This is a genomic window from Umezakia ovalisporum Ak1311 (assembly GCF_029891685.1).
GTDB classification, from domain to species: domain Bacteria; phylum Cyanobacteriota; class Cyanobacteriia; order Cyanobacteriales; family Nostocaceae; genus Umezakia; species Umezakia ovalisporum.
This window is the reverse complement of record NZ_JANQDJ010000009.1, coordinates 32,350-57,240: the sequence shown is the minus strand read 5'-3', so window position 1 is coordinate 57,240 and position 24,891 is coordinate 32,350. Positions and strand designations below refer to the sequence as shown.

24 protein-coding genes and 2 pseudogenes are annotated in these 24,891 nt (G+C 41.4%); 14 read left to right on the top strand and 12 right to left on the bottom strand.

All coding sequences use genetic code 11. The features are described from left to right. Positions 1–219 precede the first annotated feature (219 nt). From NWP25_RS01435 to NWP25_RS01425, 3 genes and pseudogenes are all read left to right on the top strand, one after another. Positions 220–333: pseudogene (locus NWP25_RS01435) on the top strand (IS5/IS1182 family transposase); the annotation flags it as partial. 74 nt (positions 334–407) lie between these two features. Then, complete coding sequence (locus NWP25_RS01430; RefSeq protein WP_280698742.1) at positions 408–659, top strand: UPF0175 family protein; 252 nt, start codon at positions 408–410, stop codon at positions 657–659. After that, the gene (locus tag NWP25_RS01425) at positions 652–837 is read left to right on the top strand and encodes a hypothetical protein (protein WP_280688369.1); all 186 of its coding nucleotides are present in this window, start codon (positions 652–654) and stop codon (positions 835–837) included. Before NWP25_RS01430 ends, NWP25_RS01425 begins: the two co-directional genes overlap by 8 nt. A 200-nt stretch (positions 838–1,037) precedes the next feature. Here NWP25_RS01425 and NWP25_RS01420 read toward each other — a convergent pair whose 3' ends face one another. From NWP25_RS01420 to NWP25_RS01410, 3 genes are all read right to left on the bottom strand, one after another. Further along, a complete protein-coding gene (locus NWP25_RS01420; RefSeq protein ID WP_280698740.1) occupies positions 1,038–3,821 on the bottom strand; it encodes a pPIWI_RE module domain-containing protein in 2,784 nt (927 codons plus the stop codon). Between the two features lie 255 nt (positions 3,822–4,076). Beyond that, positions 4,077–7,610, bottom strand: a complete 3,534-nt coding sequence (locus tag NWP25_RS01415) for a pPIWI_RE_Z domain-containing protein (RefSeq protein WP_280698738.1) — start codon at positions 7,608–7,610, stop codon at positions 4,077–4,079. After that, positions 7,603–8,913, bottom strand: coding sequence for a restriction endonuclease-related protein (locus NWP25_RS01410; RefSeq protein WP_280688363.1), 1,311 nt, complete (start codon positions 8,911–8,913; stop codon positions 7,603–7,605). The genes NWP25_RS01415 and NWP25_RS01410 overlap by 8 nt, the downstream gene beginning before the upstream one ends. 468 nt (positions 8,914–9,381) lie before the next feature. Here NWP25_RS01410 and NWP25_RS18775 point away from each other — a divergent pair. After that, positions 9,382–9,506 (top strand): annotated as a pseudogene (locus NWP25_RS18775) (IS701 family transposase); the annotation flags it as partial. Positions 9,507–9,551: 45 nt separating this feature from the next. Further along, entirely contained in the window at positions 9,552–9,758 is a 207-nt protein-coding gene (locus NWP25_RS18770; protein ID WP_390903300.1) for a zinc ribbon domain-containing protein, read from the top strand. Positions 9,759–9,813: 55 nt separating this feature from the next. Here the strand turns inward: NWP25_RS18770 and psbP are convergent, their stop codons facing one another. Next, positions 9,814–10,359: a photosystem II reaction center PsbP gene (gene psbP / locus NWP25_RS01400; RefSeq protein ID WP_280652468.1), complete on the bottom strand. Its 546-nt coding sequence runs from the start codon at positions 10,357–10,359 to the stop codon at positions 9,814–9,816. A 214-nt stretch (positions 10,360–10,573) separates the two neighbouring features. Between psbP and NWP25_RS01395 the strand changes: the two genes are divergently transcribed. From NWP25_RS01395 to NWP25_RS01375, 5 genes are all read left to right on the top strand, one after another. Further along, complete coding sequence (locus NWP25_RS01395; RefSeq protein WP_280698736.1) at positions 10,574–11,197, top strand: J domain-containing protein; 624 nt, start codon at positions 10,574–10,576, stop codon at positions 11,195–11,197. A gap of 266 nt (positions 11,198–11,463) precedes the next feature. Beyond that, positions 11,464–12,495 (top strand): FecCD family ABC transporter permease, encoded by a 1,032-nt coding sequence (locus NWP25_RS01390; RefSeq protein WP_280652470.1) that lies wholly within the window; start codon positions 11,464–11,466, stop codon positions 12,493–12,495. Positions 12,496–12,508: 13 nt separating this feature from the next. Then, entirely contained in the window at positions 12,509–13,555 is a 1,047-nt protein-coding gene (locus NWP25_RS01385) for a FecCD family ABC transporter permease (RefSeq protein WP_280698735.1), read from the top strand. Further along, a complete protein-coding gene (locus NWP25_RS01380) occupies positions 13,552–14,358 on the top strand; it encodes an ABC transporter ATP-binding protein (protein ID WP_280652472.1) in 807 nt (268 codons plus the stop codon). Before NWP25_RS01385 ends, NWP25_RS01380 begins: the two co-directional genes overlap by 4 nt. 28 nt (positions 14,359–14,386) lie before the next feature. Next, entirely contained in the window at positions 14,387–14,647 is a 261-nt protein-coding gene (locus tag NWP25_RS01375) for a MoaD/ThiS family protein (protein ID WP_280652473.1), read from the top strand. Positions 14,648–14,698: 51 nt separating this feature from the next. On the opposite strand, the gene NWP25_RS01370 is transcribed toward NWP25_RS01375, so the two are convergent. The 7 genes from NWP25_RS01370 to NWP25_RS01340 all read right to left on the bottom strand — a co-directional run bounded on the left by NWP25_RS01370 (position 14,699) and on the right by NWP25_RS01340 (position 20,529). After that, the gene (locus tag NWP25_RS01370) at positions 14,699–15,346 is read right to left on the bottom strand and encodes a class I SAM-dependent methyltransferase (protein WP_280652474.1); all 648 of its coding nucleotides are present in this window, start codon (positions 15,344–15,346) and stop codon (positions 14,699–14,701) included. Positions 15,347–15,492: 146 nt separating this feature from the next. After that, entirely contained in the window at positions 15,493–16,488 is a 996-nt protein-coding gene (locus NWP25_RS01365; RefSeq protein ID WP_280652475.1) for a phosphonate dehydrogenase, read from the bottom strand. Positions 16,489–16,497: 9 nt separating this feature from the next. Beyond that, the gene (gene phnE, locus NWP25_RS01360; protein ID WP_280652476.1) at positions 16,498–17,301 is read right to left on the bottom strand and encodes a phosphonate ABC transporter, permease protein PhnE; all 804 of its coding nucleotides are present in this window, start codon (positions 17,299–17,301) and stop codon (positions 16,498–16,500) included. Positions 17,302–17,420: 119 nt separating this feature from the next. Further along, positions 17,421–18,359, bottom strand: a complete 939-nt coding sequence (phnD, locus tag NWP25_RS01355; protein WP_280652477.1) for a phosphate/phosphite/phosphonate ABC transporter substrate-binding protein — start codon at positions 18,357–18,359, stop codon at positions 17,421–17,423. A gap of 79 nt (positions 18,360–18,438) precedes the next feature. Next, on the bottom strand, positions 18,439–19,254 hold the full coding sequence (gene phnC, locus NWP25_RS01350) for a phosphonate ABC transporter ATP-binding protein (RefSeq protein ID WP_280652478.1): 816 nt from the start codon (positions 19,252–19,254) through the stop codon (positions 18,439–18,441). Positions 19,255–19,577: 323 nt separating this feature from the next. Next, a complete protein-coding gene (locus NWP25_RS01345; protein ID WP_280652479.1) occupies positions 19,578–19,955 on the bottom strand; it encodes a DUF2267 domain-containing protein in 378 nt (125 codons plus the stop codon). 130 nt (positions 19,956–20,085) lie between these two features. Further along, positions 20,086–20,529: a DUF2267 domain-containing protein gene (locus NWP25_RS01340; protein ID WP_280652480.1), complete on the bottom strand. Its 444-nt coding sequence runs from the start codon at positions 20,527–20,529 to the stop codon at positions 20,086–20,088. A gap of 293 nt (positions 20,530–20,822) precedes the next feature. On the opposite strand from NWP25_RS01340, the gene thrC reads away from it, so the two are divergent. The 3 genes from thrC (at position 20,823) to NWP25_RS01325 (ending at position 23,537) form a co-directional block, all read left to right on the top strand. Further along, positions 20,823–22,127, top strand: coding sequence for a threonine synthase (thrC, locus tag NWP25_RS01335; protein ID WP_280652481.1), 1,305 nt, complete (start codon positions 20,823–20,825; stop codon positions 22,125–22,127). A 91-nt stretch (positions 22,128–22,218) separates the two neighbouring features. Further along, the gene (locus tag NWP25_RS01330) at positions 22,219–22,494 is read left to right on the top strand and encodes a MoaD/ThiS family protein (RefSeq protein ID WP_280652482.1); all 276 of its coding nucleotides are present in this window, start codon (positions 22,219–22,221) and stop codon (positions 22,492–22,494) included. 425 nt (positions 22,495–22,919) lie between these two features. Further along, the gene (locus NWP25_RS01325; RefSeq protein ID WP_280652483.1) at positions 22,920–23,537 is read left to right on the top strand and encodes a DUF2996 domain-containing protein; all 618 of its coding nucleotides are present in this window, start codon (positions 22,920–22,922) and stop codon (positions 23,535–23,537) included. Here NWP25_RS01325 and NWP25_RS01320 read toward each other — a convergent pair. Further along, a complete protein-coding gene (locus NWP25_RS01320) occupies positions 23,534–24,031 on the bottom strand; it encodes a TM2 domain-containing protein (RefSeq protein ID WP_280652484.1) in 498 nt (165 codons plus the stop codon). The two genes, NWP25_RS01325 and NWP25_RS01320, sit on opposite strands and share 4 nt — an antisense overlap. A gap of 605 nt (positions 24,032–24,636) precedes the next feature. Here NWP25_RS01320 and NWP25_RS01315 point away from each other — a divergent pair. Then, positions 24,637–24,861 (top strand): hypothetical protein, encoded by a 225-nt coding sequence (locus NWP25_RS01315; protein WP_280652485.1) that lies wholly within the window; start codon positions 24,637–24,639, stop codon positions 24,859–24,861. Positions 24,862–24,891 lie beyond the last annotated feature (30 nt).

The following is a 24,891-nucleotide window of genomic DNA, read 5'->3' as shown; positions in this document are numbered from 1 at the left end:
AAGCAATCTGCCTTCCTTTATAAGAACATCGAGGGAGCCAAAACCACCGAGATAAGGTATCGGAGAGACGCTCCGATACTTTATTGTACTTTAGGCGGTGGATGTAGGCGAGGGCAAAGCCCCTTTAGAGGCTATTTATAAAGTAAATCTAAAAGCGAAAATAAAAGATTTACGGTAAGGACAAAATACATTATACACAGTGTATTTACATAGTTAGTCATGGCACGAAAGTCTTACCCCACAGACTTAACTGATATGGAGTGTAGAACCGTAACAGATATGCGTGAAATATGCAATGCCATCTATTATCATCTGTCACTCGATACTGGGTGCGATCGCTATCCTAGCTGGTCTGGTATGAGCCATAATCAAGAAATAATTAGGCATCAGGAAGTAAAAGCCAAACTATGCACATCCTATCCCTTCAGTATCCCGATGACTTACTCATTAGCTCCCGCAAATCACCCCAAGCATTAGAAGGAGAACTGAAATTTTTGCTTGCAGTCAAGCTATTTGAACTACGCAGACTATCCCTTGGTAAAGCTGCCGCCTTTTGCAGTATGAACAAACCCCAATTCATGTACGAACTAGGGCGTTTGCAAATCCCAGTTGTCAACCTTGATGATGACCAAATCGCTGACGAATTACGGGATGACTAACTCTGTGATTGTTGCCGATAGCAGCCCCTTCATCTCCTTGTCAATTATCGGGCAACTAGAACTTCTGCCCCAACTGTATCAGCAAATATTAATTCCCCCAGCCGTATGGGATGAAGTCACAGTCCAAGGTGCAGGTTTACCTGGCGCACAAGCCGTCAGTCAATTAACTTGGTTATAAATTCAAACCCCCGAAGCCCTGATATTAGAACCATTATCAATCCTAGTTGATCGTGGAGAAGCTGAAGCTATTGCCTTAGCTCAGTCTACTCCAGATAGTACAGTACTTATTGCTCATTTGACCCCGACTATGTCAAGCGGGAAAATTTTTATGCTAAGTGGAAGGGATGGTGCAAAGCGATGGCTATTAGGCAAGTACATTTAATCAACAGATTCAAAAGAATCTTCCTCCTCCTCTAACTCAGGAGATTCCACGCTATCTTTAGCACTCACAGCATATTGTTTAGCTGAAATTGCCAAGGGAAAAGGTAATGGTAAACCAACCTGATTAGCAAAATATGGCCATCGGTTTCTAAGATTATGGATAAAGCAAGCTAACTTATCTCGTTTAAAACCTGGGTGATGAATAACAGCTATTTCTAACGGTTTTGGATTACCTGCTTGTACACTGCCATTATCCAGACGAGACTGTGGCTTTTGTAATGTATTTGTACCTTGCTCGGTATTTAATTGCTTCCTCATGCTCAGGTAAAGTGCTGTTGCCTCATCATCACAAACACCTTGCCAGCAGAATAAACCATTAGTTCTGCTACCAGGAGAACCCTTAGCAATAGCAACGGGAACTTCACCATCAGGTGGAACTCTTAACCGCACAACCGAAAGCCGATTTATTTCCGATTCTGTCATGTACCGTTTTAGTTCATCGGGTAAATTGTTAGCTGGTAGTTGAGGATTTTGTAACCATGTCAGCATTTTACGGGCATTGATGGCTTCCGCCATGAATAGCACATGAGGATGTTTTTCCTCTTCAATTGATGTACTTAAACAATCACGCAAGCAATCAGTCACAAATTTATTGAGAAACTTCTGTTCACTTTTGGCATCACTAAACTGTTGTGCATCGCTAATATCACCAGTCGTTTCATCAGCATCACTAAATGGTTCCCATTTTTCACTGAGTAAATATCCCAGTCCTGCTGAATAAGATACCCAGCCTTGTGTAGCGAATAAAGTAGGAGTAGTGATCTGTACCGTTCCTTTGATGGGGTTGACTCGTACCATCAACCCCACAATAGAAGCTTTATTACTAGCTGTTGTTTTGCGAGTGCGACGTAAAACATAAAAACAAGTCAGCCACATATTTGGATCTATGGCATCTTTTTCAAAGTCGATAAGAGGAGCAGGTAAAATTCCAAATTGTCTTAATAAATCAGTTACTGCCCTTTGCACCCGATGCGTAGATTCTTTTTTAGCTGTTGTTAAAGCATGAATATGCTGATTAACATAACCAGCCTGCATTACCCCAATTCGCACAGCCAGTTTGGGATCTGACTCTGGTGGAAAGAAAGATTTCTTTGGTTTAATTTCCACTAAAGCACCACTTAATCCTTCGGCTGGGGGTAAATATGAGGTAATCTGATGAATACGCTTGCTTATTAAAGTAATACGTTTTTGTTGTCGGTTATTTCCTTCAGCTTCAGGATCATCAACATCTAGTTTTCCTGTTATGTCTGAGACGTGCTGAGTTCTAATCCGCAAACATACATCCTGATTTTGATAAAGGGTTTCTTCTCCTGTGGAGCCAGTTGAAGGTTCATAAGTGATTGTTTCTCCCTGGGGTGAGAGAGAAAGTAATTTACAAATTTCCTCAATGAGCGCATCTCGGCATTTTTGGGTTTCCCACAAAATTAGGATGGTATGAGGAGAGTTTTCAGGGTGTCGAAATGTAGCGGATGCAGCAATTTTTGGACGCAGCATCGGCGTAGATAAACCATCAAGATTTTTTCGTGACTTTACATTTCCCCAAAAAGATATAGATGTACCTGTTTTTTTCATACCTTCACCTATACGGCGAACTGGTAAATTTTCTTGTTCAATCTTGTTTTGAATAGCACTATCTAAACTAGCTAAATCTAGCGGACTTACACCAGGGAGACAAGGTAATTCACCCACATGTCGAGAATCATAAGCAATAGCAGCTTGCATTCCAGTGGGAGAAGTACCGAACACAGACCAATTAAAAACTGGCTCACTAGCCAAACTATCAAGGTCAGGGAGTGGTGAGTCATTAATTTTGAGTAATTCACTAATAGCTCTTGGCCATCTTGCTTCCCTTCCTGCTTGTGTTGTAATTTGCTTTATCCCCAGAGGAATAAAGCGGAATGGTTGTTTTTTGCCATCTAACCATCGTCGATTATCACCAATTAAAGCGGTAGCACCCCGATAAGGCCAGCGTTTCATTGATTCAGTCATCCAGCGTCTAATCGATAGTTGATGATAAATCATTGGTTGATTCCGCCAAGGTACTGTTTGTAACTTGAAATGAATGACAAATGAGATATTTACTGTGCCAACTTGTTTTTTCTTTTTAATTAGCGGAACTCGATAAGGAGGCCATGACATTAGTTCGGCTCCTGGCTTAAGGTTTACTACTTGGTAAAAAGTTAATTGGTACTGATTATCCCAACCAAAAGTGACTTGTGGATTTTTAAGAAATTCTCCAGCCAAATAATCAGGTATTGCCTGCCAGCGAATATCTATTTTATGTGGGTTATTGGGTGGAAGAAGCAAAGGATAAACTGTTGATTTCTTGTCCCATTCCCAAACATTATCATCAAGTTTGTTGAGAATAGATTCGACTTCATCATCACCTAAGCAATAGCTAAATTCTTCGCGCAACCAATCTTTGATCAGGTCAGGTAAGTTGAAGAGTTCAGCACGTTCTGTTGCTAATATCCAAGGTACACCGGGACGTTGCCAGCCATTACGTACTGTCTGAATAATTCTAGGGAAGCTAGCCGCCATAATCGGTTCGAGGGAGTAGACGGGGACGGAGGGATAACCTCTACCTAGCAATTTGACACGTTTTTGCGCCAGAGTTTTAGCGACTTGCTGCCATACAGTAGGGACATGGAGAGAAAAAAGCTCGTATTGTTCATCCTTAGTCAGTTCCCAAGCTCCGGGAAGAATAATTTTAAAAGCCATAATTTAACTCCTTATCTTTGATTTTGTTCTGTACATTGAGGCAAGCACTGTAGAGGAATTTGGGGAATGTTTTCGGCGTTGTTGAGCCAAAATATGAATATACAGACCTCAAGCATTCACCATTAGCTGTTATCGCTTTCTTAGGGGCATTCGCTGAAAGCGTTTACGACCCAATTTCATATCCCAATTCACTATTTAGCAATGCCATGTTTTCCGCCAAGATTGTTTACCAAGAAGATCAATGACGAAAGGATTTTAAAGGTCGTAGCGTAAATCCTTTGTTTGTTTGAGTGCGTTAAAGAAAGCACCATAGAGGGATTTGGCTAATGTTTTTTCCCAAGGTTGTTTGTCTTCTGGCTCAATAGCAAGTTGAAGTTCCTTAATCATGGCAACTAACAGTGAGGTGACTTCGTTATCGAGTTCACTGTCAACCGATTTAGGTGCAAACTTGGCATCTAGAAAATGGACAATGCAGGGAACTCCTCCCCGTACTAAACGCCCGATAATTTGCCAAACACTTACCAATTGAGTCCAGCAAAGTATAGAACGTTCATCGCTGGTTAACTGCTTAAACGACATCGCCCGACAGTTCAAGTCAAGCATCTTCGCCACTGCATACTGGTAGAACTCATTTTCTACATTCGTCAGTGTGAGAGCATCCCCTCGTTTTTGTAGTGAATCATAAAGCCTAAAATTGGAAGAGTTTTCCAGCGCCCAATTATTCAGTTGCTGGACGGTAGTTTGCCAATCATCAGGAACTGGCATTGGTCTGCTCAAGAATACTGCCGCTCCAAAGGCCGCTATCCGGTTCTCGTTGAGGATATTGTGACCCCGTTCTAATGCCATCAAAGGTGCAACGACAATTGTGGTAGACATTTGAGCGAGGTCACGAATTTGACCTCGACGAATACCACTCAAATGAGCCGGAGCATTGTCACGGCGCAGGGTAGCAATGCCGTTAAGATTTTCAACATTACGGTAGAGGGGTTTTAAAATTGACTCCACCAATTCGGCTTCATCGTAGCTGTTGATGATCAGCAATAAGCGTTGGCGATCGCCCCAACGTTGGGGGTCTTTCTGTTCTTGAACCTTTAAAGTCTCAAATAACTCAGTCAGAAAGCTGGTAGCTTGCCCAGGACTGTGACAGATGGCCTTGACCATTTCGTTGGCAGCTGTTTTTCTCATCGCCGGTGGCAGTCCCGATAGGGCAATGTACTTGCCAACTGCATTACGCTGGGAACTGAAGCAAAAGTCGCTTTCACTAATCCCGGCATCACCTGCTGTGTTGTTATTGGTAGCTGGTTCTAGCAAGATAGTCGGTTTTTTGCGGATGTGATAAGCAGGTGTCCCTGGAGCGTAGCTAGTGCCGGAAATCAAAACTGTATGGGGTCCATCCCAACCATCAACAGCAAAGAGATGGGGAAAATTAAGAAGTAAATAGCGTCCAACTCCAACGTAGCGGAAGTACTCCAACTTACCACCAGTTTTGTGGCTCCGATCCCGTGTATACCTGAAGCCCAAAATGTTCCCCACTGGTGAAGATGGCACAACTGGCAGATAATCACTAGGTGGGCGGTACACAAGAGCAAGACTCGTGTCGTGCAAGTCAATAACTGGCGCCCGCATCAGTGCATTCAGGTTATCCACTAGAAAACCTAGCTTATCGTTGAGTACCGTTACCAGAATTGCTAAATGCAAATGGAGTGTAACTTCCTCAAACTTAGTTTTTTCTGTGAGAGAAATCCCTAATAATTCCAGCCACTTGCGTAACCATTCAGCAACCTCAGTTAACGCCCTTTCATCATTTTCGGCACTCAGTAGGCTAAAGGCAAGGTCTGAAAGTTCTCCTCCTTTGCGACGATTAAGGGGGGCTTGCAAAAATCCTTCCAAAGTTTCCATGATTTTTTTACGACGCTGGCGTTCCTCTTCGGGGGGTAAACCAGCCGAAATTCGTTTTTGTCGTTCCTTGCTGCGTTCAGCACGTTTTAGCTTGGGAGATGGTTTGTCTTCTTCTGTTTTTGGCTTGTCCAGAATGTCGCGGATAATATGGGCGAAGAGTGAACGACCTGTAAAGGGATTTGGTCCTACCCATTCCACAAGTTTGGGCTGGTTATGCAGCCGTGGAAGAATTAAATCTGTGGCAATTTGAGCATAGTCATTGGCTCTTTTTGCTGTAGAAACGAGTTCAGCCCCCATGCTGCGGCGGTCAGAATTATAAATAGTGGTAGCAAATTTAAGTCCTAGCTGATTTAATAGGGAGTTTCCAGAAGAATTGACTAAGACTTCATCGGGCGCACAAGCTTCATCAAACTGCACCTGTACCCTGTCGGCTTCATCAACAAAGAGAAAGTCACATTCACGGTAAACGGCTTCAGCAAAGGTCAGTTTTTTTGCCAAAACTTGCGGGGGAACGCGGGTATGAATGAAACTGGCTGGTGTTAACACCCAAACCAATGCAGTGGCTATGTCTCGTTCTAATTGGTGACGCGGACATTTGTAATACAAGGGACAAGTATATTTATCTTCAGTGTCGCCCTCGTCAAAATCTTCATCATCTTTTGCCTGGGAATTGCCATTTTTGGTAGTGGTTTGTTTTTGGTAAAGATTGTGGCATGGTTCTTCACCGAACTCCCATTTTGCTTCTGATTGCACTAAAGCTAGTAAGGGACAGACAGGACTAAACCAACGCCATGCTGGGTGGATTGCTCCTGTTTCCATTTCGTCACCCTTGGTTGCTAGAATTGGTTCATAAACTTTTTCTAAGTGTTGAAAGCGATCGCTTCCCAATACAGGAGAGGCCAAAATTCCCAATTTCTCTCGAAATAAAGATGCAAGACGCACTGCCGCTACAATATCGTTTACCAGCAATGCACAGCGATATCCTTGTTTCGCAAAATGGTAAATCAGAATTTCAAGCAGTGTTGATTTACCCACATTCAATAAACCGACAATGTGGATAAGTTGGTCTAGTTTGATTTCAGTGTTTGGTAGGGAAGGTTGAAAATCATCTATTGATGCGTCATATAATTTTAAAGCAATTCCTGTGAGACGTTGATGATAATTTTCTGGCTCGTACTCAGCTTGAGCCAATTTTTCATCCATTTCCTGAGCATCTTGTAGCAATTTTTCAAAAGTGACAAGACGAGAGGGATTCACAGCCGTGCGTGTGCTATGAAAAGATATCTGCGGAGAGGGAGCAAGATTAGCCACAGCTTCAGGAATATTGATGGGAACATCAACGGTAGTGTGCTCTTGATCGGAAACTTTGGCATACCAGTAACCAGAGGTTGCTAGTTTGACTTTTTGCTTTTTGTGCGGTGGAGTTTTTGATAAGGTCTGACGGTATAATTGTAAACGTTGGGGGTAAGTGCTAGATGGAATCAGTTGAGGAACATCATTGATATCCGTTAAGCTGAATATCCTCAAATTTTCAGGTAATTTGATGTATTCAGTCAAAGTACGCTCCCATTGTCTTCCTTTGCGACGCACAAGATAAAAACGGGCTTTTTGTACGAGGAGCCAGTTTTCTTCACTTTCAAGTGCTTTGACAGGAAAACGATATCCTAAAAGTAACGCTGATACGGATGTTGCTCTTTCTTCTGGGGCTACCTCCATCAGTGAGGTTAACCCCAATTCCACTTCCGCAATAAGTTGGGCAAGACGTACTATTTCTCGCTGCTGTATATTCGTATCTGCATCAGGTAAACTTTGTTCTAAATAAGCTTTTAAGTCCAGGGATTTGCGAAGGGCTTCACGCAATGGTTTACTCCATTGAGAACTATCACGCATGATTCTTCTCCAGAATTTTTTTAGCTTGGGAGATAATTTCACTAACCAGCTTCAAGCGCACACCACCCAATTCTGGTTCGAGCCTTTGGCGTTCCACCTCAATTCGTAAGACATCATTTCGTTCATCTGGGAAGACGATAAAGGTTTCAGTAGTATCAAAGCGGTACTCTACCTTCCGTAAACGTTCTTCATCTAAGTACGACCAATCTTTTACATCAATTGCCCAGCGCATTTTCTTAGTAAACTCTACGAGTAAGTCAAATTCATCAATTTCAGGCCAAAGAGTGACCCGTACTCCCAGTTTTGTCAGGGCTTCTGCTAGCTGAATTTCCCAAATTCCTGGCAGTGTCCCGTACCGATGCACCCCTGGGGTGAGGGCTTTCCAATCTTCTAGTTCATGCTTGGGAATTGACGGTTGGGGTGGGAGGCGGAGTTTGGCACTCAGTTGATCACAAGTTATGTTTCGGCAGTTATAAGTCCCATCTCGACGGCGGCGCATTACATATTTACAGCGAGGGCAGAAGTGATAAGTGTGGTCACTGGTTAAATCAACCAAATCCACATAAATTTGCAGCAAAAAATCACGCAGAGGTCTTAATTGGGATGAAGACAAAAGGCGACGGTATTCAGCGTAGGGAAGGACAGGATGCTCGATAATCAGCTTTCGTAAAGCGCGATAAGCTTCTTCTAGTTGGTTGGCTCGACAGTATACCAGGACATCTTGCAGGACTTTCTCTTGCACCTGCTTTTCTACATCAGCGCCCGTAACTTGCCATTGGAGGGCAAAATCAGAAACTATTCCATCTTCTATCAGGGTGACTTCCGATGAAAGGTGTTTAATCTCTGCTGCTGGTTGCCAGTCCTTGACTGGTTTTTTTGCCCAGTCAAAAAATTCTGGCAGGTTTGAAGGAGACTGTTCATCTCCAGACAGCAAAGATGTTAAATACATCCTGGACATACCGACACGAAGAGCTTTTGGAATATGCGCTCTGTTCATAGGTTCAAGTTTTTCCCACTCTGCCAAGCCAGTGGCTAAATACCGCAATGTTTCCGTTACGGGTATCTGTAGCCCTGGCTCAATTTCTGGTTCAGGGGTAAGCAAGCGAAGACTACGGGCGACGTTATCTTCCCATTCCACATCGATACCTCGTATGGTCTGCAACCACCGTTGCAGGGTGGCTTTCTGACGGGGTTGCATTTCCAGTTCAGCACACAACTCTTCTAAAGTAGGACCCTGTTTGTGGATACGAAACCATTTCTGTAGTCCTGCCAAAATTTTGTCTCGATGCCTAGTGACTTTCATCGACCAATCTCTTAATCGCGCTTGTTGTCCAATTTTGGTACTTACCTAACTAATTGTCAAGAAAATTTTGCGATGTTTCACTAATGTTTCTAATGTTTCCAAAAAATTGGACAAAACAGCTTATAATGCCAACAAGTTTGGGGAGACATTGCAACGAATTCCCACTGTGAATGCGAAATAACTGGAGATTTTCAGAATATTTATCAGTTAATAGGAGGAATTAAAATACGTTCCCCCAACCATAAATGGAGGACATAGCTATGTCTACAGCACGAGAAGGGACTGCGCGATTGCCTCCGGCACAGGGAAAAGCGATTTATGCTTAGTGGGGGGGTATGTAGTTCAAAGTCTTTTGGAACAAAATTAAAGCAGCTAATCAACATTCAAATGGTTTAGGACTTACGCATTGACAGGATGATAAAATAGTGAATCTAAAAACGGTGTCGTCTACATTCAAGGTATCGGACAATTAGAGAAATCAGCAAACGCTCGACAGCACAATGCAATTTGGAACACTACACCCTGTTGTTGCTATCAGAGCCAAAGCATGGGGGTTCAGTAGATTAGCAGAAATTTTGGGAAATGTTTCACATACTCCACATTACACATTTCAAAAATGCAGCAATTGTGGTGCAATTGTGAAAAAATCTCTTTCTACTCGTACCCATAAATGTAGTTGTGGTTGTGAGTTACAAAGAGATGTGAATGCAGCAGTAAATATTCTCAATCTAGGCAAAAATAGGGGAGGGCATCGCCGTTCGCGTAGCGTGCCGTCAGGTATATTAACGCTACAGGAGTTGAAGCCTCTACTTTCCTTGGAGCAAGCCTGGTTGAGCAAGTTTTGACGGTGAATGTATAATCCCCTCACCTTTAGGCAGGGGAGTGTCAACCCTATTCTCATTAATACACCGAAAAAGAACTTACCACATCTTCCATCAGCCTTTGAACTCTCGGCCAACGCCTTTCAGGAATAGAAGCGTTGAAAGTGAACAGCTTCCCACGGCTAATTGCCACACTAGCTACATTATGTCTATCTTCCCGATTAGGAAGTTTCACCTTATACTCTAATATATAGTATGTTTTGCCCTTGGATTCGCTTTCAAAAGCGTTGACTAACTCTGCTGAACGACCGGAATCGGGAGGCGCAAGAGCCGCTTTTCCTAATTTATATCCTACTTCTGTGGGTGTTCCCAATTCTGTCAAAGTTTTGCCCTCGGGCACAGGGCTAATTACTACAGAGACATTTTCTGATATTTCAATCAAATCATGAAATACCACATCGGGGCCGTTGGTAACCTTAACTTGTAACCAGCCATTAGGGTATGAAAACTGATAACCATCATAGGAATCTACAAAGCTGTTCAATCCAGCCGCAGCAGCCACACCAGCATTACTCAGGCTCATGCTGAAGACTAATAACAAAATAAATACAATTCTTTTCCACATTTCTCAAAATTCCTTTGGCCTGGGAACAAAATCAGACAAGTGTCATTTCTCGTTTTCATTCTCCCATCAACCGGGTCACTTCGCATCACTCAGTACATCAGAAATGAGAAATCTTTCTAAATCTAGCAAAATAGTCAAGCGCAAACCATAAATTATGTGATGATTATTTATAATCGCAATTCTAAACTTAAAAGCAAATAGCTGATAGATCAAAATGGATCTTCAAAATTGCTACCGTTTGTTGGGTTTAAGGTCAGGAGCCTCTTTTGCTGACATCAAAGCGTCTTACAGACGATTAGCGCAACAATATCATCCCGACGTTAACCCAAATGACATCACAGCTAAAGATAAGTTTATTGCTTTAACAGAGGCTTACAAACTCCTTCTCACAAAAGTACCTTCCCAGGAGACCGCCCAAGGGTCGAGACATTCTTCTATGTCTGCAGGTGACAACAGCAAATCCACCCATGCACAAACAACACCCACAACCACAGTAACAGCTGAAAAAAACCCCAGACCAAAACCGCCCCATGTTGTAGAAATAGAAGAAAGGCTCAAGTGGAAGACTTATGAACAATTGCAACGTTTTTTAAAAGAAAGAAGATTTTCCCAAGCCATCGCTTTGGCGGAAGCTTTAGCAGCACGTTTACCCACAGATACAGAAGTGCGCCAATGGCAAGCAGTTGCCTATCAAATCTGGGGACAAGCTTTAATTCCCGAAAATCAACTTTTAAAAGCCAAAATCTATCTCAAAAAAGCCCTGAAGACAGATCCTAATAATCAAGCTCTGTTTCTAGAGGTAAAGCGAGAGTTGCAAAAATTAGAGCAGCTTTTTTAACCACTCTAACCACAAGTTACCCATCCCTTCCTCAAGCCAGTAAACACCCCACTGTCCCGTAGCGTAAATATCAGCTACAGCCAAGGCTTGTTTCATGCCAATGTCAAAAAAATATCACTTGAGCCAAAAGTTAAATCAGCGCCAATAGGACTTTTTGGGCGATTAATGCAATTCAGCTATTCCACTAGATAAGAATTTATGTTATTTAATTTTATAGCTACTTGAAATAAATTATCAACTTCGTTAAGACAAACGTCACATGGTGAATGATTAAATCAACTTCCTCCTTAGACAGAGGATTTGTACAGTCCCTAACTTGGCCGATTGGCGGTTTAGTTTTAGGATTACTAATTCTCTTAACATGTCTGATTTTCAGTGTTACTCTGGGCGCAGCAGATATCCCCTTAGATAGCGTTTATGCGGCCTTGACTAGCTTTGATGATTCTAAAGACCATTTAATTATTCGTACCGTCAGATTACCGCGATCGCTGTTAGCTATCATTGTAGGTGCTGCAATTTCCGTATCTGGTGCTTTGATGCAAGGTATAACCCGCAACCCATTAGCCGAACCTGGGATTTTGGGAATTAATGCGGGTGCCTCTTTAGCTGTTGTCATCGCCATTTTTATTTTTGGAACACCTGCATTGAATATTTATATTTGGTATGCTTTCGCAGGTGCGGGAATTACTGCTGTCAGTGTTTATTTTTTAGCTTCCCTTGGTCGCGGCGGGATAACGCCTCTAAATCTCACTATTGCCGGTGCAGCTATTAGCGCCTTACTTACTTCACTAATCACCACAATTTTAATAGTCAGTCAACGGACACTAGAAGAAATTCGCTTTTGGTTAGCGGGTTCCTTAGCTGCTGCCGATGCAAGTATTATTACTCAAGTATTGCCTTACATTTGCATTGGCTTGATTTTGGCATTTCTCTTATCAAGACAAATCACAATTTTAAGCCTGGGAGAAGATATTGCCCAAGGATTAGGTCAACAAACTTTATGGATAAAAATTGCTGCGGCTCTAAGCGTTTTTCTCTTACAAGGTAGTGCAATTGCAGTTACTGGAGGAATTGGATTTATTGGTTTAATCGTTCCCCATCTAGTGCGCTTTTTAGTTGGAATAGATTATCGATGGATCTTACCTTATAGTGCCATTTTTGGCTCAATCTTACTTTTAATTTCAGATATATTTGCCAGGTTAGTAATTCGACCCCAAGAAATTCCCGTAGGAATTATGACTGCTTTAGTGGGTGCGCCATTCTTCATTTATTTAGCCAAAAGTAATCTCAAAAAATAATCAATCTCCAAAAATGAAGAATCATAGCTTAATTGTCCGCTCAAAAACATTTCCCATTTCTTTCCGCCTCCACAAACGCGTCCCCATTGTTTTACTTATTTTAATAATTATCACTTTAGTAACAATGGTGGTTAGCACTGCTGTCGGTGAATATCCTACACCTCCTTTAACTGTAATTAAAACAGTTTTACGTATAGATACAGGAAATCCTGACCATGCTTTTGTAATTAATACCCTACGACTACCAAGAACTTTAACAGCTGCACTGGTGGGCATAGCTTTGGCAATTTCCGGTACAATTATGCAAGGGATCACAAAAAATCCTTTAGCAGACCCGGGTATTATTGGCATTAATGCTGGTGCTGGTTTAGCAGCTGTAGCTTTGATTGTCCTGTTTCCCAATTTACCGGCGGGAAGTCTGCCCTTAGCTGCTTTTGTTGGTGCTTTAGCTACTTCTGTAGCTATTTATTTAATAGCATGGGATAGGGGTACTCATCCTATTCGTTTGATTTTAATTGGTGTGGGAATTTCTGCTCTTACTGGTGCTTGTACCAGCCTATTGGTGACATTTGGTGAAATTTACAGCGTTAGTCAAGCTTTAGTTTGGTTAGCTGGTAGCGTTTATGGGCGCAGTTGGGAACAGATGAGAGCTTTACTACCTTGGTTGATAGTATTTATTCCCTTAGCTTTAGCCAGCGCACCACAATTAAATGCTTTGGCTTTAGGAGATAAAATAGCTATAGGTTTAGGTAGTCGAGTAGAATGGCAACGCAGTTTTTTAATATTAATTAGTGCTGCACTTTCTGGTGCAGCCGTGGCTACTGCTGGAACTATTGGTTTTGTAGGATTAATTTCTCCCCATATTGCCCGTCAGTTAGTGGGTGCAAATCATGAAGGGTTAATTGCGGTATCTGCTGTCTGGGGTGGAATGATTTTAGTTATTGCTGATTTATTGGGTAGAATTATCTTTGCTCCTGTAGAAATTCCTTGTGGCATTGTTACTGCTGTAATTGGTGCTCCTTATTTCATATATTTATTAGTCAAAAACCAGAAAAAATGAAATCACCAAGTTCTATGTATCATCAACTATCAACCAATAACTTAAGTTTAGGTTACGATGGGGTAACTATAGTAAAAAATTTCGATTTAACTATCCCCCAAGGAAAAATTACTATCTTAGTTGGTGGTAATGGTTGCGGTAAATCTACACTATTGCGGGGGTTGGCAAGATTACTGAAACCAAAAAAAGGTACAGTTTATTTAGATGCAGCAGATTTGTTTAAATTATCAACTAAAAATGTTGCTAAAAAATTAGGCATTCTCACTCAAGGTCCAGTTGCACCAGAAGGTTTAACGGTTAGAGATTTAGTAGCTTGTGGACGATTTCCCTATCAAAATTGGATGCAGCAGTGGACTAAAGAAGATGAACGCTTTGTGGAGATAGCACTAGAAACCACAAGAATGAAAGAACTAGCTGAACGTGAGTTAGATACTCTTTCTGGTGGGCAGCGTCAACGTGCTTGGATTGCAATGGTATTAGCTCAGGATACAAATATTTTACTCCTAGATGAACCAACAACTTTTTTAGATTTGGCACATCAAATAGAAGTGTTAGATTTACTCTGGGAGTTAAACCGCAATCGTAACATTACTTTAGTTATGGTGCTCCATGATTTAAATCAAGCCTGTCGTTATGCAGATTATTTGGTAGCCGTGAAACATGGTAGTATTTATGCCCATGGCACACCAGAACAAATCATGACTGAAATTACCGTGCAAGAAGTTTTTGGCTTAGATTGCCAAATTATCACAGACCCGGTTGTTGGTACACCAATGTGTATCCCTATTAGTCGGATAAGATGATTTTAACTTTTTTCTAAAATGATTCTATATGTCTCAGTCTACAATTACTGTTAAAGTCAAGTTATTTGCAGCTTATCAAGAAGCCTATGGTTTGCCAGAATTAATACTAGATTTTCCTGATGGTACAACAGTTAGCGCAGTATGCGATCGCCTAATTTCTGAACACCCAGAACTGACTCAATGGCGCGACTTGACGCGTTTTGGTATTAATTTTACATTGGTGGATCCCGATACCCTACTACAAAATAACGATGAGGTTGTACTAATTCCCCCTGTGAGTGGCGGCTAAAAGGATGGGGAAAAAATCCTATCAGTACAGCAGCCCAAAGGTGTAGTGGCTTTAGGTAGTTAAGCTATTATGTTCAATTTGTGGTGTAGCCTTAGCCATCATCATTCCCCAGACAAAATTAAAATGAAATTTAGTTGCAGAATCTATATCAAACTGTGCACATCTAAGTAAATTATGAAACTCTTTTTGGGTATAACACCCTTTGTAAGCAGGGTCAACAAACTTCAAGATAAAATCACATACCTGACACCATAAATAATCTTTACACCAATCCAAAATAAATACTTTACCTTCTGGCTTTAAAACACGTCTTATTTCCATTAATGCACCACGAGGGTCATCAAAATAATGAAATGCACTTGCAGATACAATTACATCAAAACTTTTATTGGTAAATGGCAAATTTGACACACTGGCATTTTGAAACGAAACATGAGGATAAGTACAAAATTTTTGTTGAGCTACGAAAAGCATTTTTTCGGAAATATCTACCCCAGTAATCACTTGCTGTGGATTTTCCGTGAGTAATAATTGCTCAAATTCTCCTGTTCCGCAGCCAATATCAAGCACTGTTGCTGTTGGTGCAATCTCGGCCCAATTTTTCAAAGCACATAGGGTTTTGGTAATATATGTATGCCAACGCTGGTCATAGAAATTTGCCATGTGGTCATATTGTTGGCGAATTACTGTTTCATTCATAGCTATTCTTTTAGTTATTTTTATTTTATTATGTAAATTAAATGTTGAGATTCAAACTAAAATAGATAGTTTGTTCCTATATTTTAATTCTTCTGTCTTAATAAAATCTATTCCTCAGAAATTTTGAATTTTCAATTAATGTGTTTTTAAGTCCAAAGACAATTAACCGCTCCCTGTGGCTTTTCACCTTGCAGAGCTTGGAGAATATTTTGAGCAGCTTCTAGGGCAATGTTGCGCCGCAAATCATCAACAGCAGATCCAATATGGGGAGTGAAAAAGGTTTGATTGGTGTTTTCTAATAACAACTGGGGGATTTTGTAGGGGCGGTCACTACGATACCAATCTTCCATTTCAAAAACATCAGCAGCGTAGCCTGCTAAGTGTCCAGATTCTAAGGCTTGACACACCGCTTGCTCATCAACTACCGAACCACGACAGGGGTTGATTAAAAAGCTCCCTCGTTTCATCGTGCCTAAGGTATTAGCATTGATTAAATGAAAAGTTTCTGGTTGCAGAGGCACCGCCAACACAATAAAATCACTGGACTGAATTAAAATATCGAAAGGTACCCGTGTTAATTGCCCAGCTGCCTCTTGTTGTGGAGTTAAAGCCACGGGATCGCTGTAAAGTAACTGCATTTCAAAGCCTACCAGACGTTGAGCGATGGCCTTGCCTAATGCACCCATACCGACAATTCCCAAGGTGCGATTTGCTAGCCCTAAGCTGTAAAATTGAGGTCGCCAACCTGCAAATTTACCTGTGCGAATAAAACGATCGCTTACTAACATTTGTCGTGCTAACCCAATTAATAACCCAATGGTAATTTCGGCAGTGGGTGCAGACAACAAAGAAGGCACGATTGTAAACCACACACCGTAACGGGTACAAGCATCAACATCAAAATTATCGTAGCCTTTGAGAGCAGATGCAACTACTTTTAGCTGGGGGCACTGCTGCAAGAAACTTTCATCAATGGTGTCTGGCATAAACACCATCAACGCCTGAGCATTTTTAGCTCGTTGCAGAATTTCCTCACGAGATAAAGACTCTTGGTTGGCGTTAGCAATGACCTCACAATGAGGTTCAAGGAATTCAATCACTTCTGGATGTACCCAGTTAGTAATTACAACCGTTGGCTTCATGGTGTTTACTCAAGCTAAACGTCTGCGTAAATAGCCACTGAAACTATCTACTAATATTACCATCATCAAAATTACCAGTAGTATTGCTAATACTTCTTTATACCTGATAACACGTAAAGAACCAATTAATTCAAAGCCAATACCCCCTGCCCCCACTGCACCCATGACCGTAGAAGCACGAAAGTTATATTCCCAACGATACAAAGTTACATCTATCATTTGCGGAAAAACTTGCGGTAAGATGCTGTGATAAATTACCTGAATTTTATTCGCCCCGGCAGCCTGTGCTGCTTCCATTGGTGCAGGATGCACGTGTTCGATGTACTCAGCAAAAAACTTACCTACCATACCAATAGAATGAAACCCCACTGCCAAGGCTCCCGGTAATGCACCAAACCCAACCGCAGCCACTAAAATAATGCCCATAATCAGTTCTGGTACAGCCCGTAAACCATTGAGAATCAGACGCGCCAGGTGAAACACAACTGGATGAGGTGTAGTATTACTAGCTGCTAGTAATGACAATGGCAGAGAAAAAGAAACAGCGATAGCAGTTCCTGCAACACTCATAGCCAAGGTGTCAAACAGTGGCTTAATCCAATTAATAGCCGAGCTAAAATCAGGCGGGAGCATTTGGCTAATTAAATTTATACCACTAGGTACACCCTTAACCAATCTTTCCCAATCAAACAGACCAACTAATAAAAAAGACACCATCACAACTACTACAACAATAGCTAATTGCGACACATCCCTGTATCTCCGACGTCTTTGTTGTTTTAACAGGGGTTCAAATTTTTGGTAACCAGACATAAAAGTTAATTAAATAGGCAAATGCAAAAAACAAAAAAAGGCACAGGTTGTAGTAAAATCACCTCCTTAAAACAAGAATTTTTTTCTATTTTAATGGTAGAACTTTCTCGATTACCCGATTAATTTAACTTAGCAAAATCCAGATTCAAAGTTTTACCTAAATCCCTTACTACGTCATAATCTTTATCTGTAATAGCATCAAACCCATCTGCTTTAAAAGGTTCGAGGATATTTTTATCCTTCATTTCAACGAATGCCGAACGAATTTTCTCCTTAAGTTCTGGGTTTAAATCCGAGCGCATTGTCCAAGGATATTGAGGAAATGGTTTAGATTCTGCCAAAACTTTGACTTTGTTATTATCAATAACTTTGCGCTCAACTAGAGATTCAAAAATAGGTTTGCTCAAGCCACCAATTTGAGCATTGTTGTTTTGAACTGCTAAGGCAACTGCATCATGAGAACCAACAAAAGCTTCTTGATAATCTTTTTTGGGTTGTAAACCCTTATCAGCAATCATCGATTTGGGTATTAAATGGCTAGAAGTAGAAGCTTGATCCCCAAATGCTACTGTTTTTCCTGCCGCTTCCTCAATAGAATTCACACCACTGTTAGTATTGGCAATAATCACTGATTTATAGGTGGTTGCCCCATCTTTCTTTAATGCTGCGAAGGGTTCAATATTACTTTTAGTTTTAGCTAAAACATAGGAAAGTGGGCCAAAGTAAGCTAGTTCCAAACGTCCGCTACTTGCTGCTTCAATCATCGAAGAATAATCAGTAGTTACCACTAAATCAATATTTTTACCTAACTTTTCTTCTAAATATTTTTCCAAACCCTGATTGTTTTTGATGATAGTTGAAGCATTTTCATCTGGTAAAAGAGCTACCTTCAAAGTTTTGGGGTCAGATACACTAGGGTCAACCGCGGTTGTAGGATTAGCAGTGGGGGAAGCAGATCCATTAGTAGCCGTCTTGTTATTAGGTGCTCCACAGCCAGCCACAGCCAACACAGCTAAAGCAACAGATGTGATTAATTTTTTCTGAATTGTAATCGCCATAAAGATTCTCCTAACAAAGTATTGAACATTGGAAATAATTGGCAATAATACTGTTGTGTGCTTGCCTATCTCTGCTTCTTCATTGTGTAGTGCCTTCTCCATGAGAGGATTTGCCAAATGCCCCTTCCATGAACCCCTCTGTCTCATCTAAGTCAACATTTTCAGTCTTGCCATAGATGCGATTAAGTTCCCATTCCTCAATATTCCCAGCATTACCATCAAAAACAATACGACCTTGAGATATACCAACTATCCTATCTGCATAGGCTTTAGCTAAATCTACCTGGTGTAAGCTCATAATTGCTGCAATACCGCTTTCCTGAGAAATTTGACGCAGAAAGGAAATTACCTTGTGGGAACTAGTAGGGTCAAGGCTAGCAACTGGTTCATCTGCTAGCATTAACTGGGGTTGCTGGGCTAAGGCACGTGCAATACCTACCCGTTGCTGTTGACCACCACTGAGATTATCTACTCGTACTAAGGCTTTATTTAACAGTCCTACTCGTTCTAGACACTCCAAGGCTATGTGTTGGTCAACTTTCGGCAACGGAAAAAAGCTTCTCAGAGTTGAGTGGTAGGCTAAACGACCCGTCAGGACATTTTGTAGTGCAGTTTGTCTACCAATTAACTGGTGCTGCTGAAAAATCATCCCTGTGCGCTGGCGATGCTCATGCAGTGCTTTGGGGTCATTCAATTTGCGCCAGCCGTCTACCGTAACAGACCCTGTCGTTGGTTGGATGAGTCCATTTAAACACCGGAGCAAGGTTGATTTACCTGAACCGGAAGCTCCCAAGATGACTGTAAACTCCCCTGGGTAAAAATTTAAAGAAACCGACTGGAGGGCTTGAACTCCGCCAGAATAAGTCACACTCAAGCGTTCAAGCTGAATCATCATCCTAGGAAAACTCTCCTACTTCATGGAACTTACCGACACTACATTCATTCCACCAACAGTGGAATGACAATAAGTTCTCACCTTTATTTAAAGAAGAGGTTAACAATTGAGTTTTTCTAGGTTAAAAACAAAAATAGAACAAAAAGGTTTCACTGTGTACTGAGTCTTATTCAAGAATCAAAAACGAATTTGTGTAGCACTCAGTATCACTTGTTCATCTATCCCACTCACCAACCAAAAAGCCATTGATATTGCCAAGGTCGTGTCCCCACCTAACATTTCCATAGGTGGGGACTTACGCCGATATTGTTAAATCTGCATTCCTAAGCTGCTTCAATTAAAGCACTCCAATCAGCAGGTAGGCGGGAGGTAAATTGGTTCATTTTGTCTTTTACTGCTTCCTTGGTAATTCGCAGAGTTTGTTGGATCAGCTGACTTGCTTGAATATCATCTAATTTGAATTGTTCGCGAATCACGGCAATATATTCCTCCGCAGAAATAGGTAGCTTTCTGATTTGGTGAGAGTGCAGTCTTTCATAGTTGAGAGGTTCAGGTAGACCCTCACTTAGCTCAAGGGCTTGCCGATCATCTAGTTTGCTAGCTAAAATTCCGAGTACCGCTTTCACAGCAGCATCAGCTGTTTCTCTATCTGAGATAAAAGCTAGCTCACAAGCAGCATCCAGAAATCTTTCGTACTCCATCTGTGTTCCTCACTGAATTTATATAAGTCCTTTCCAAGTAAATTAGACACTGGGTGAATTTTTTCCCAACCGTGGCAGAAATTTTTTGATAGTCCCCTGATGTATTTAAATTGTTTAATGGATAAGTCTATTAAGCACGGACTTCTTCAGGCCACAGTTCTCGCAAAGCTGGCGGCATCATATTGATTACATCTTCAATTTCACCCCTAGTAATGCGTTCAGACAGTAGTTGGAACACTGCACGCACCACACCCTCCGCATCAATTTCACGGTCGGTGTTGCGGAAGTAATCACGGATATGCTGTAAAAATGCTTCTTGATTGCGTTCTTTGGTGGGAGTAGCACCGGGTCGCCAGTTTTCGTAATAAAACCCCCCAAGAAGAATCGGTAATTGCGCTCCTAAATGTGCCGCTTCCTCTACTGTCAAGCGATCGCGCAGGGCGTGTAATGTGGCACGCAAGGCTTGAAAAACTTGATGCTTGCTTTCCCAGCCTAGCTTATTACGCAAATCATTTACCCAAGGAATTGTTGTTTGAACTGTTGTATCAAAGATATCCAGTCCTGTCGTTGTCATAATAATAACTCCTGTTAATTGCCTTGACTGAGCAAGTCTCCACTCTTAATGTTTCAAGGCTTTTCATCTCCTTCAATCCATCGTAATTAGTCAGAAGTAGCTTCTCCTCTGACTAACGATGTGTGATGGTCGATGTATTCCTCTATCTAAAGCATTTTCTGAATGTTAAACCTAGGTGTGACATCAATCACATAACCATACCCGACAAAAAAAGTCGGGTATGTTTGACGAGCATTTTGACTCGTGTTACTATCAGGCGAAAGTTGACTGACAAAATAGGGAAGGCTTCATTTATGACTCAGGCAATCACCAAAGATACCCAAGCAACAACTTCGACTTTAAAGGCTTTAAAGTGTAAAGAATGTGGCACAGAATACGAACTGAAAGCCAGTCATGTTTGCGAGTTTTGTTTTGGTCCACTAGAAGTCAAGTATGACTACAGTGAATTAAGTCTGAGTGTAACCCGGGAAAAAATTGCAGCTGGGCCAAATTCAATTTGGCGCTATCGTCCCTTTTTGCCAGTGGCAACTGACAACGTAATAGACGTGGGAACAGGTATGACTCCCTTGTTACGTTCCCATCGATTGGCTCGTCGCTTGGGTTTAAATAAGCTTTATATCAAAAATGATGCTGTAAACATGCCCACCCTCAGCTTTAAAGATCGGGTGGTGTCAGTGGCCCTCAGCCGGGCGCGGGAATTAGGTTTTAGTACTGTTTCTTGTGCTAGTACAGGTAACTTAGCCAATTCCACAGCTGCCATTGCTGCTTATGCCGGTTTAGATTGTTGCGTATTCATCCCCGCAGACTTGGAAGCTGGTAAAGTCCTGGGTAGCTTAATCTACAGTCCTACTCTAATGGCAGTGAAAGGCAACTATGATCAGGTAAATCGTCTCTGCTCGGAAGTTGCCAATACACACGGTTGGGGTTTTGTCAATATCAATTTGCGTCCTTATTATTCTGAAGGTTCCAAGACTTTAGGTTTTGAAGTTGCAGAACAACTGGGTTGGCAACTACCAGATCACGTTGTTGCGCCTTTAGCCTCTGGTTCGCTATTTACAAAAATTTATAAAGGTTTCCAAGAATTTGTGCAAGTTGGTTTAGTCGCTGGTAAAGATGTGCGTTTCAGTGGCGCTCAACCAGAAGGTTGTTCACCCATCGCCCAAGCATTTAAAGAAGGTCGCGACTTTATTAAACCAGTAAAACCGAATACAATTGCTAAGTCACTGGCCATTGGCAATCCTGCCGACGGTGTTTATGCTCTTGAACTGGCCCAGAAAACTGGCGGTAATATTGAATCAGTCAATGATGCCGAAATTATTGAAGGAATCAAGCTACTAGCAGAAACAGAAGGCATTTTCACAGAAACAGCTGGTGGTACAACCATTGCTGTGCTGAAAAAATTAGTGGAAGCCGGCAAAATTGATCCAGATGAAACTACTGTGGTCTACATCACTGGCAATGGTTTGAAAACTCAAGAAGCAGTACAAGGCTACATCGGCGAACCGTTGACAATTGAAGCTAAACTCGATAGTTTTGAACGTGCATTAGAGCGCTCTCGTACACTTGACCGCTTGGAATGGCAACAAGTCCTAGTTTAGTTAGAAGTTATGAGTTAAGAGTTTTATATCTAACTTTCAACTCCTAACTAAACTCTTAACTCTCATTTTTCACTCCTAAATTGCTACTTTTATGGCTGTTAAAGTTTTAGTTCCCACTGTCCTGCAACCATTGACCGGAAACCAAGCTACACTGATTTGTAATGGTAACAACGTAGCCGAGCTTTTTGATTCTCTAGAAGAAAGCTACCCTGGAATCAAATCGCGGTTGTTTGACGAAAAAGGACAGGCAAGACGCTTTTTAAATTTCTATGTTAATAGCGAAGACATTCGCCATTTGAACGGGATAGATACACCCCTCAAGGATGGTGATGAAGTCAGTATTGTCCCGGCTGTAGCTGGTGGTTGATACAGACGACAATGGTATCAGTAAATCCTACTGCAAAGAATCTATAATTTCCCTAGTCTTGAGGTAAATCACTCTCTTGGGTCAAGAGAGAAACTAGCTTTGGATGGCTAATTGACACTACGTTGACCTAAGTCGGAAGGACGCCCTTCCGACTCGGTTTCAAAACCGGACGTGAGAGTTTCCCCTCATCCATTTCCTCTCTTGACCCTTGGTATGGGTAGTAATTTGCCATGACGGCAGCCAAATTTTCTTTCCTTGCAACGCTCCAGTACTTTATCTCGATGGTTTTGGCTCCCTCGATTTTCTTATAAAAGTGAAATAGTACGACTGGCTCTAGCCAGGCTCTGCTGTGTCAAAATGAAGATAACTTACTACTCAAAGGTGAGCGAACGCTCTGAAAGCTAGACAAAGGATTGACCTGAGCAATGGCAGAAAAAAAAAATCATAATGAAGCGGGAGAAGTGGCTCCCAGCACTGTTGATAAACAGGCTCCCACCGTCGCTGAAGAAAATGCTCCCAGCACTGACGAACCAGTAGCAACAACAATCCCTACTGCCAATACGCCAGACCCCAAAGCAGCGAACCCAAAAGTTAATCCCAACGCCGCTACAGCAGAAACTGCACCTCCCAAGGAAAAAAAACCCCCAGCCGCTAAAAAGGAGAAACCCCCAGCTGTTGAAGATAAGCCGTTTGTGGAATTCATGCAGCAAGACTACTTACCATCTTTGCAAACAGCGATCGCACAGCAAGGTGTACCAGATTTGCAATTGTCTTTCGCTAAACAGAAAGTTCCCATTGTGGGTTTTCACTCAGCTGAAGAATGCTGGCAAGTAATTGGTAGTTGGCAAAATGGTCAGCGCCAATTTAACTTGTATTTTCCAGACGAAAATATCACCGGCAGAAAGGGCTTTTCTTGTAACGAAGGTAGAAAACCTAGCACACTGGAATCATTCTTAATTGATGAACGGAAAATTACACTAGACCTTTTAGTGTTTGGTTTAGTGCAACGTTTGAACAGTCAAAAGTGGCTAGGTAGAAATTAAATCAATTCATCAAAGTAATAGGTAACGGCTCCTGTGTTCGGGTCGTTATCTATCCTCACATAACCTGACTTCAACATTTCCTTAAATGTAGCTTCCACTTCTGCAAATGCTACACCAGTTGCACCCACACCTTGAGTAACAGTCAAACGACCACCTTTTTTTTCTGCGGCTTTAATCAATGCAATCATCAGTTGGTTACCAGTTGGGCGGTAGAGTTCAGAGGCGATGGGAGCTTGAGGGATGGGTACACCCAAGGAAGACAAACCTACTTTCGCTCTAATTTTTTGTTCGTATTCATCCACCATATCAGGGATAAGCAACAAATCCACAAATTGCCCAATGCCAAACACACCGCCAGTCAACAGCCACAAAAGACCCGTGCCGATTTTGCCATTGTATAAACGATGCAGCCCTCCTATGCCAAAAAACAAAGCTGCACTTAATATATAAGAGACAAAAACACGGTCTTTATGCTGATTGTTGTCAGGATTCATCTTATTTTCAACCCTTTGGATTTTTTCTTGTAGTTTAGGTTGGATTGTTTATGCCCTAGTCTTCAGTAGTAATCCTATTCATGGAATATTTATTTCAAGTCAGAAACTTTGAAAAAATTGCTTAGTTTTTTTGTATTAAGAGCTACAAGAAACTTATAAAAAACACAAGTGTTCGATCCATAATTATTCGTGTGCACTACTTCAATCAAAGTCTAACAAATTTATTCACAGGCATAGTCAACTATATTGATATGACAAAGAAACGAATTCGGCAACAGAATGCCACAGATACAATTATGGGGAAACCAAAATCGAGTCTGAGTTTGTGAATCACGAATGACGAATTGGTATCACCTCTCTGGTGTTGTAAATATTTATTAAATGAATACCCAGATATACCCATTAATGGTACATCTTACTTAAGAAAGGAATTTCCAGAATTAACAAAAACTACCTTCTTTGTGTACACCAACTTAATTTTTTACAAGCAGATAGGTGAATTGTGCTGGCGTTACAAAAATCTTTACAAATTACGTAGCTACTTAGTCAGGAAATCATTGTTAGTATCCCTCATGCCCGTTTTATAGAGCAATTCAAATTCCTTTTTGGACTTAGACCTTATTACTGTATTCAAAAAACCAGAACCATGCAGTTTTAGTGGTAAGGCTATTCAACGCCCTTGGTACAAATCTCAAGATGGTAGACTGATTCATGCGAATGTTAATGCTAGGCTAAATATAGCCATAAAAGTAGTCCCTGGGGCTTTTAGCTTAGGGATAGAGGGTATTGCAGTTTACCCATTCCGGGTAACACCGGGAAAAGTACCTTGAGGATATTTGTCCATAAAATTACTAACTGTA

Excerpts from the sequence above, each read along its gene's own strand:
- phnE (WP_280652476.1), bottom strand. The coding sequence starts at position 17,301 with ATGTCTGGTTACCAAAAATTTGAACCCCTGTTAAAACAACAAAGACGT.
- NWP25_RS01430 (WP_280698742.1), top strand. The coding sequence starts at position 408 with ATGCACATCCTATCCCTTCAGTATCCCGATGACTTACTCATTAGCTCC.
- phnC (WP_280652478.1), bottom strand. The coding sequence starts at position 19,254 with ATGATGATTCAGCTTGAACGCTTGAGTGTGACTTATTCTGGCGGAGTT.
- NWP25_RS01330 (WP_280652482.1), top strand. The coding sequence starts at position 22,219 with ATGGCTGTTAAAGTTTTAGTTCCCACTGTCCTGCAACCATTGACCGGA.
- NWP25_RS01380 (WP_280652472.1), top strand. The coding sequence starts at position 13,552 with ATGAAATCACCAAGTTCTATGTATCATCAACTATCAACCAATAACTTA.
- NWP25_RS01395 (WP_280698736.1), top strand. The coding sequence starts at position 10,574 with ATGGATCTTCAAAATTGCTACCGTTTGTTGGGTTTAAGGTCAGGAGCC.
- NWP25_RS01340 (WP_280652480.1), bottom strand. The coding sequence starts at position 20,529 with ATGACAACGACAGGACTGGATATCTTTGATACAACAGTTCAAACAACA.
- NWP25_RS01385 (WP_280698735.1), top strand. The coding sequence starts at position 12,509 with ATGAAGAATCATAGCTTAATTGTCCGCTCAAAAACATTTCCCATTTCT.
- NWP25_RS01370 (WP_280652474.1), bottom strand. The coding sequence starts at position 15,346 with ATGAATGAAACAGTAATTCGCCAACAATATGACCACATGGCAAATTTC.
- NWP25_RS01375 (WP_280652473.1), top strand. The coding sequence starts at position 14,387 with ATGTCTCAGTCTACAATTACTGTTAAAGTCAAGTTATTTGCAGCTTAT.
- psbP (WP_280652468.1), bottom strand. The coding sequence starts at position 10,359 with ATGTGGAAAAGAATTGTATTTATTTTGTTATTAGTCTTCAGCATGAGC.
- NWP25_RS01410 (WP_280688363.1), bottom strand. The coding sequence starts at position 8,913 with ATGAAAGTCACTAGGCATCGAGACAAAATTTTGGCAGGACTACAGAAA.
- NWP25_RS01345 (WP_280652479.1), bottom strand. The coding sequence starts at position 19,955 with ATGGAGTACGAAAGATTTCTGGATGCTGCTTGTGAGCTAGCTTTTATC.
- thrC (WP_280652481.1), top strand. The coding sequence starts at position 20,823 with ATGACTCAGGCAATCACCAAAGATACCCAAGCAACAACTTCGACTTTA.
- NWP25_RS01325 (WP_280652483.1), top strand. The coding sequence starts at position 22,920 with ATGGCAGAAAAAAAAAATCATAATGAAGCGGGAGAAGTGGCTCCCAGC.
- NWP25_RS01320 (WP_280652484.1), bottom strand. The coding sequence starts at position 24,031 with ATGAATCCTGACAACAATCAGCATAAAGACCGTGTTTTTGTCTCTTAT.
- NWP25_RS01425 (WP_280688369.1), top strand. The coding sequence starts at position 652 with ATGACTAACTCTGTGATTGTTGCCGATAGCAGCCCCTTCATCTCCTTG.
- NWP25_RS01415 (WP_280698738.1), bottom strand. The coding sequence starts at position 7,610 with ATGCGTGATAGTTCTCAATGGAGTAAACCATTGCGTGAAGCCCTTCGC.
- phnD (WP_280652477.1), bottom strand. The coding sequence starts at position 18,359 with ATGGCGATTACAATTCAGAAAAAATTAATCACATCTGTTGCTTTAGCT.
- NWP25_RS01390 (WP_280652470.1), top strand. The coding sequence starts at position 11,464 with ATGATTAAATCAACTTCCTCCTTAGACAGAGGATTTGTACAGTCCCTA.
- NWP25_RS01420 (WP_280698740.1), bottom strand. The coding sequence starts at position 3,821 with ATGGCTTTTAAAATTATTCTTCCCGGAGCTTGGGAACTGACTAAGGAT.
- NWP25_RS01365 (WP_280652475.1), bottom strand. The coding sequence starts at position 16,488 with ATGAAGCCAACGGTTGTAATTACTAACTGGGTACATCCAGAAGTGATT.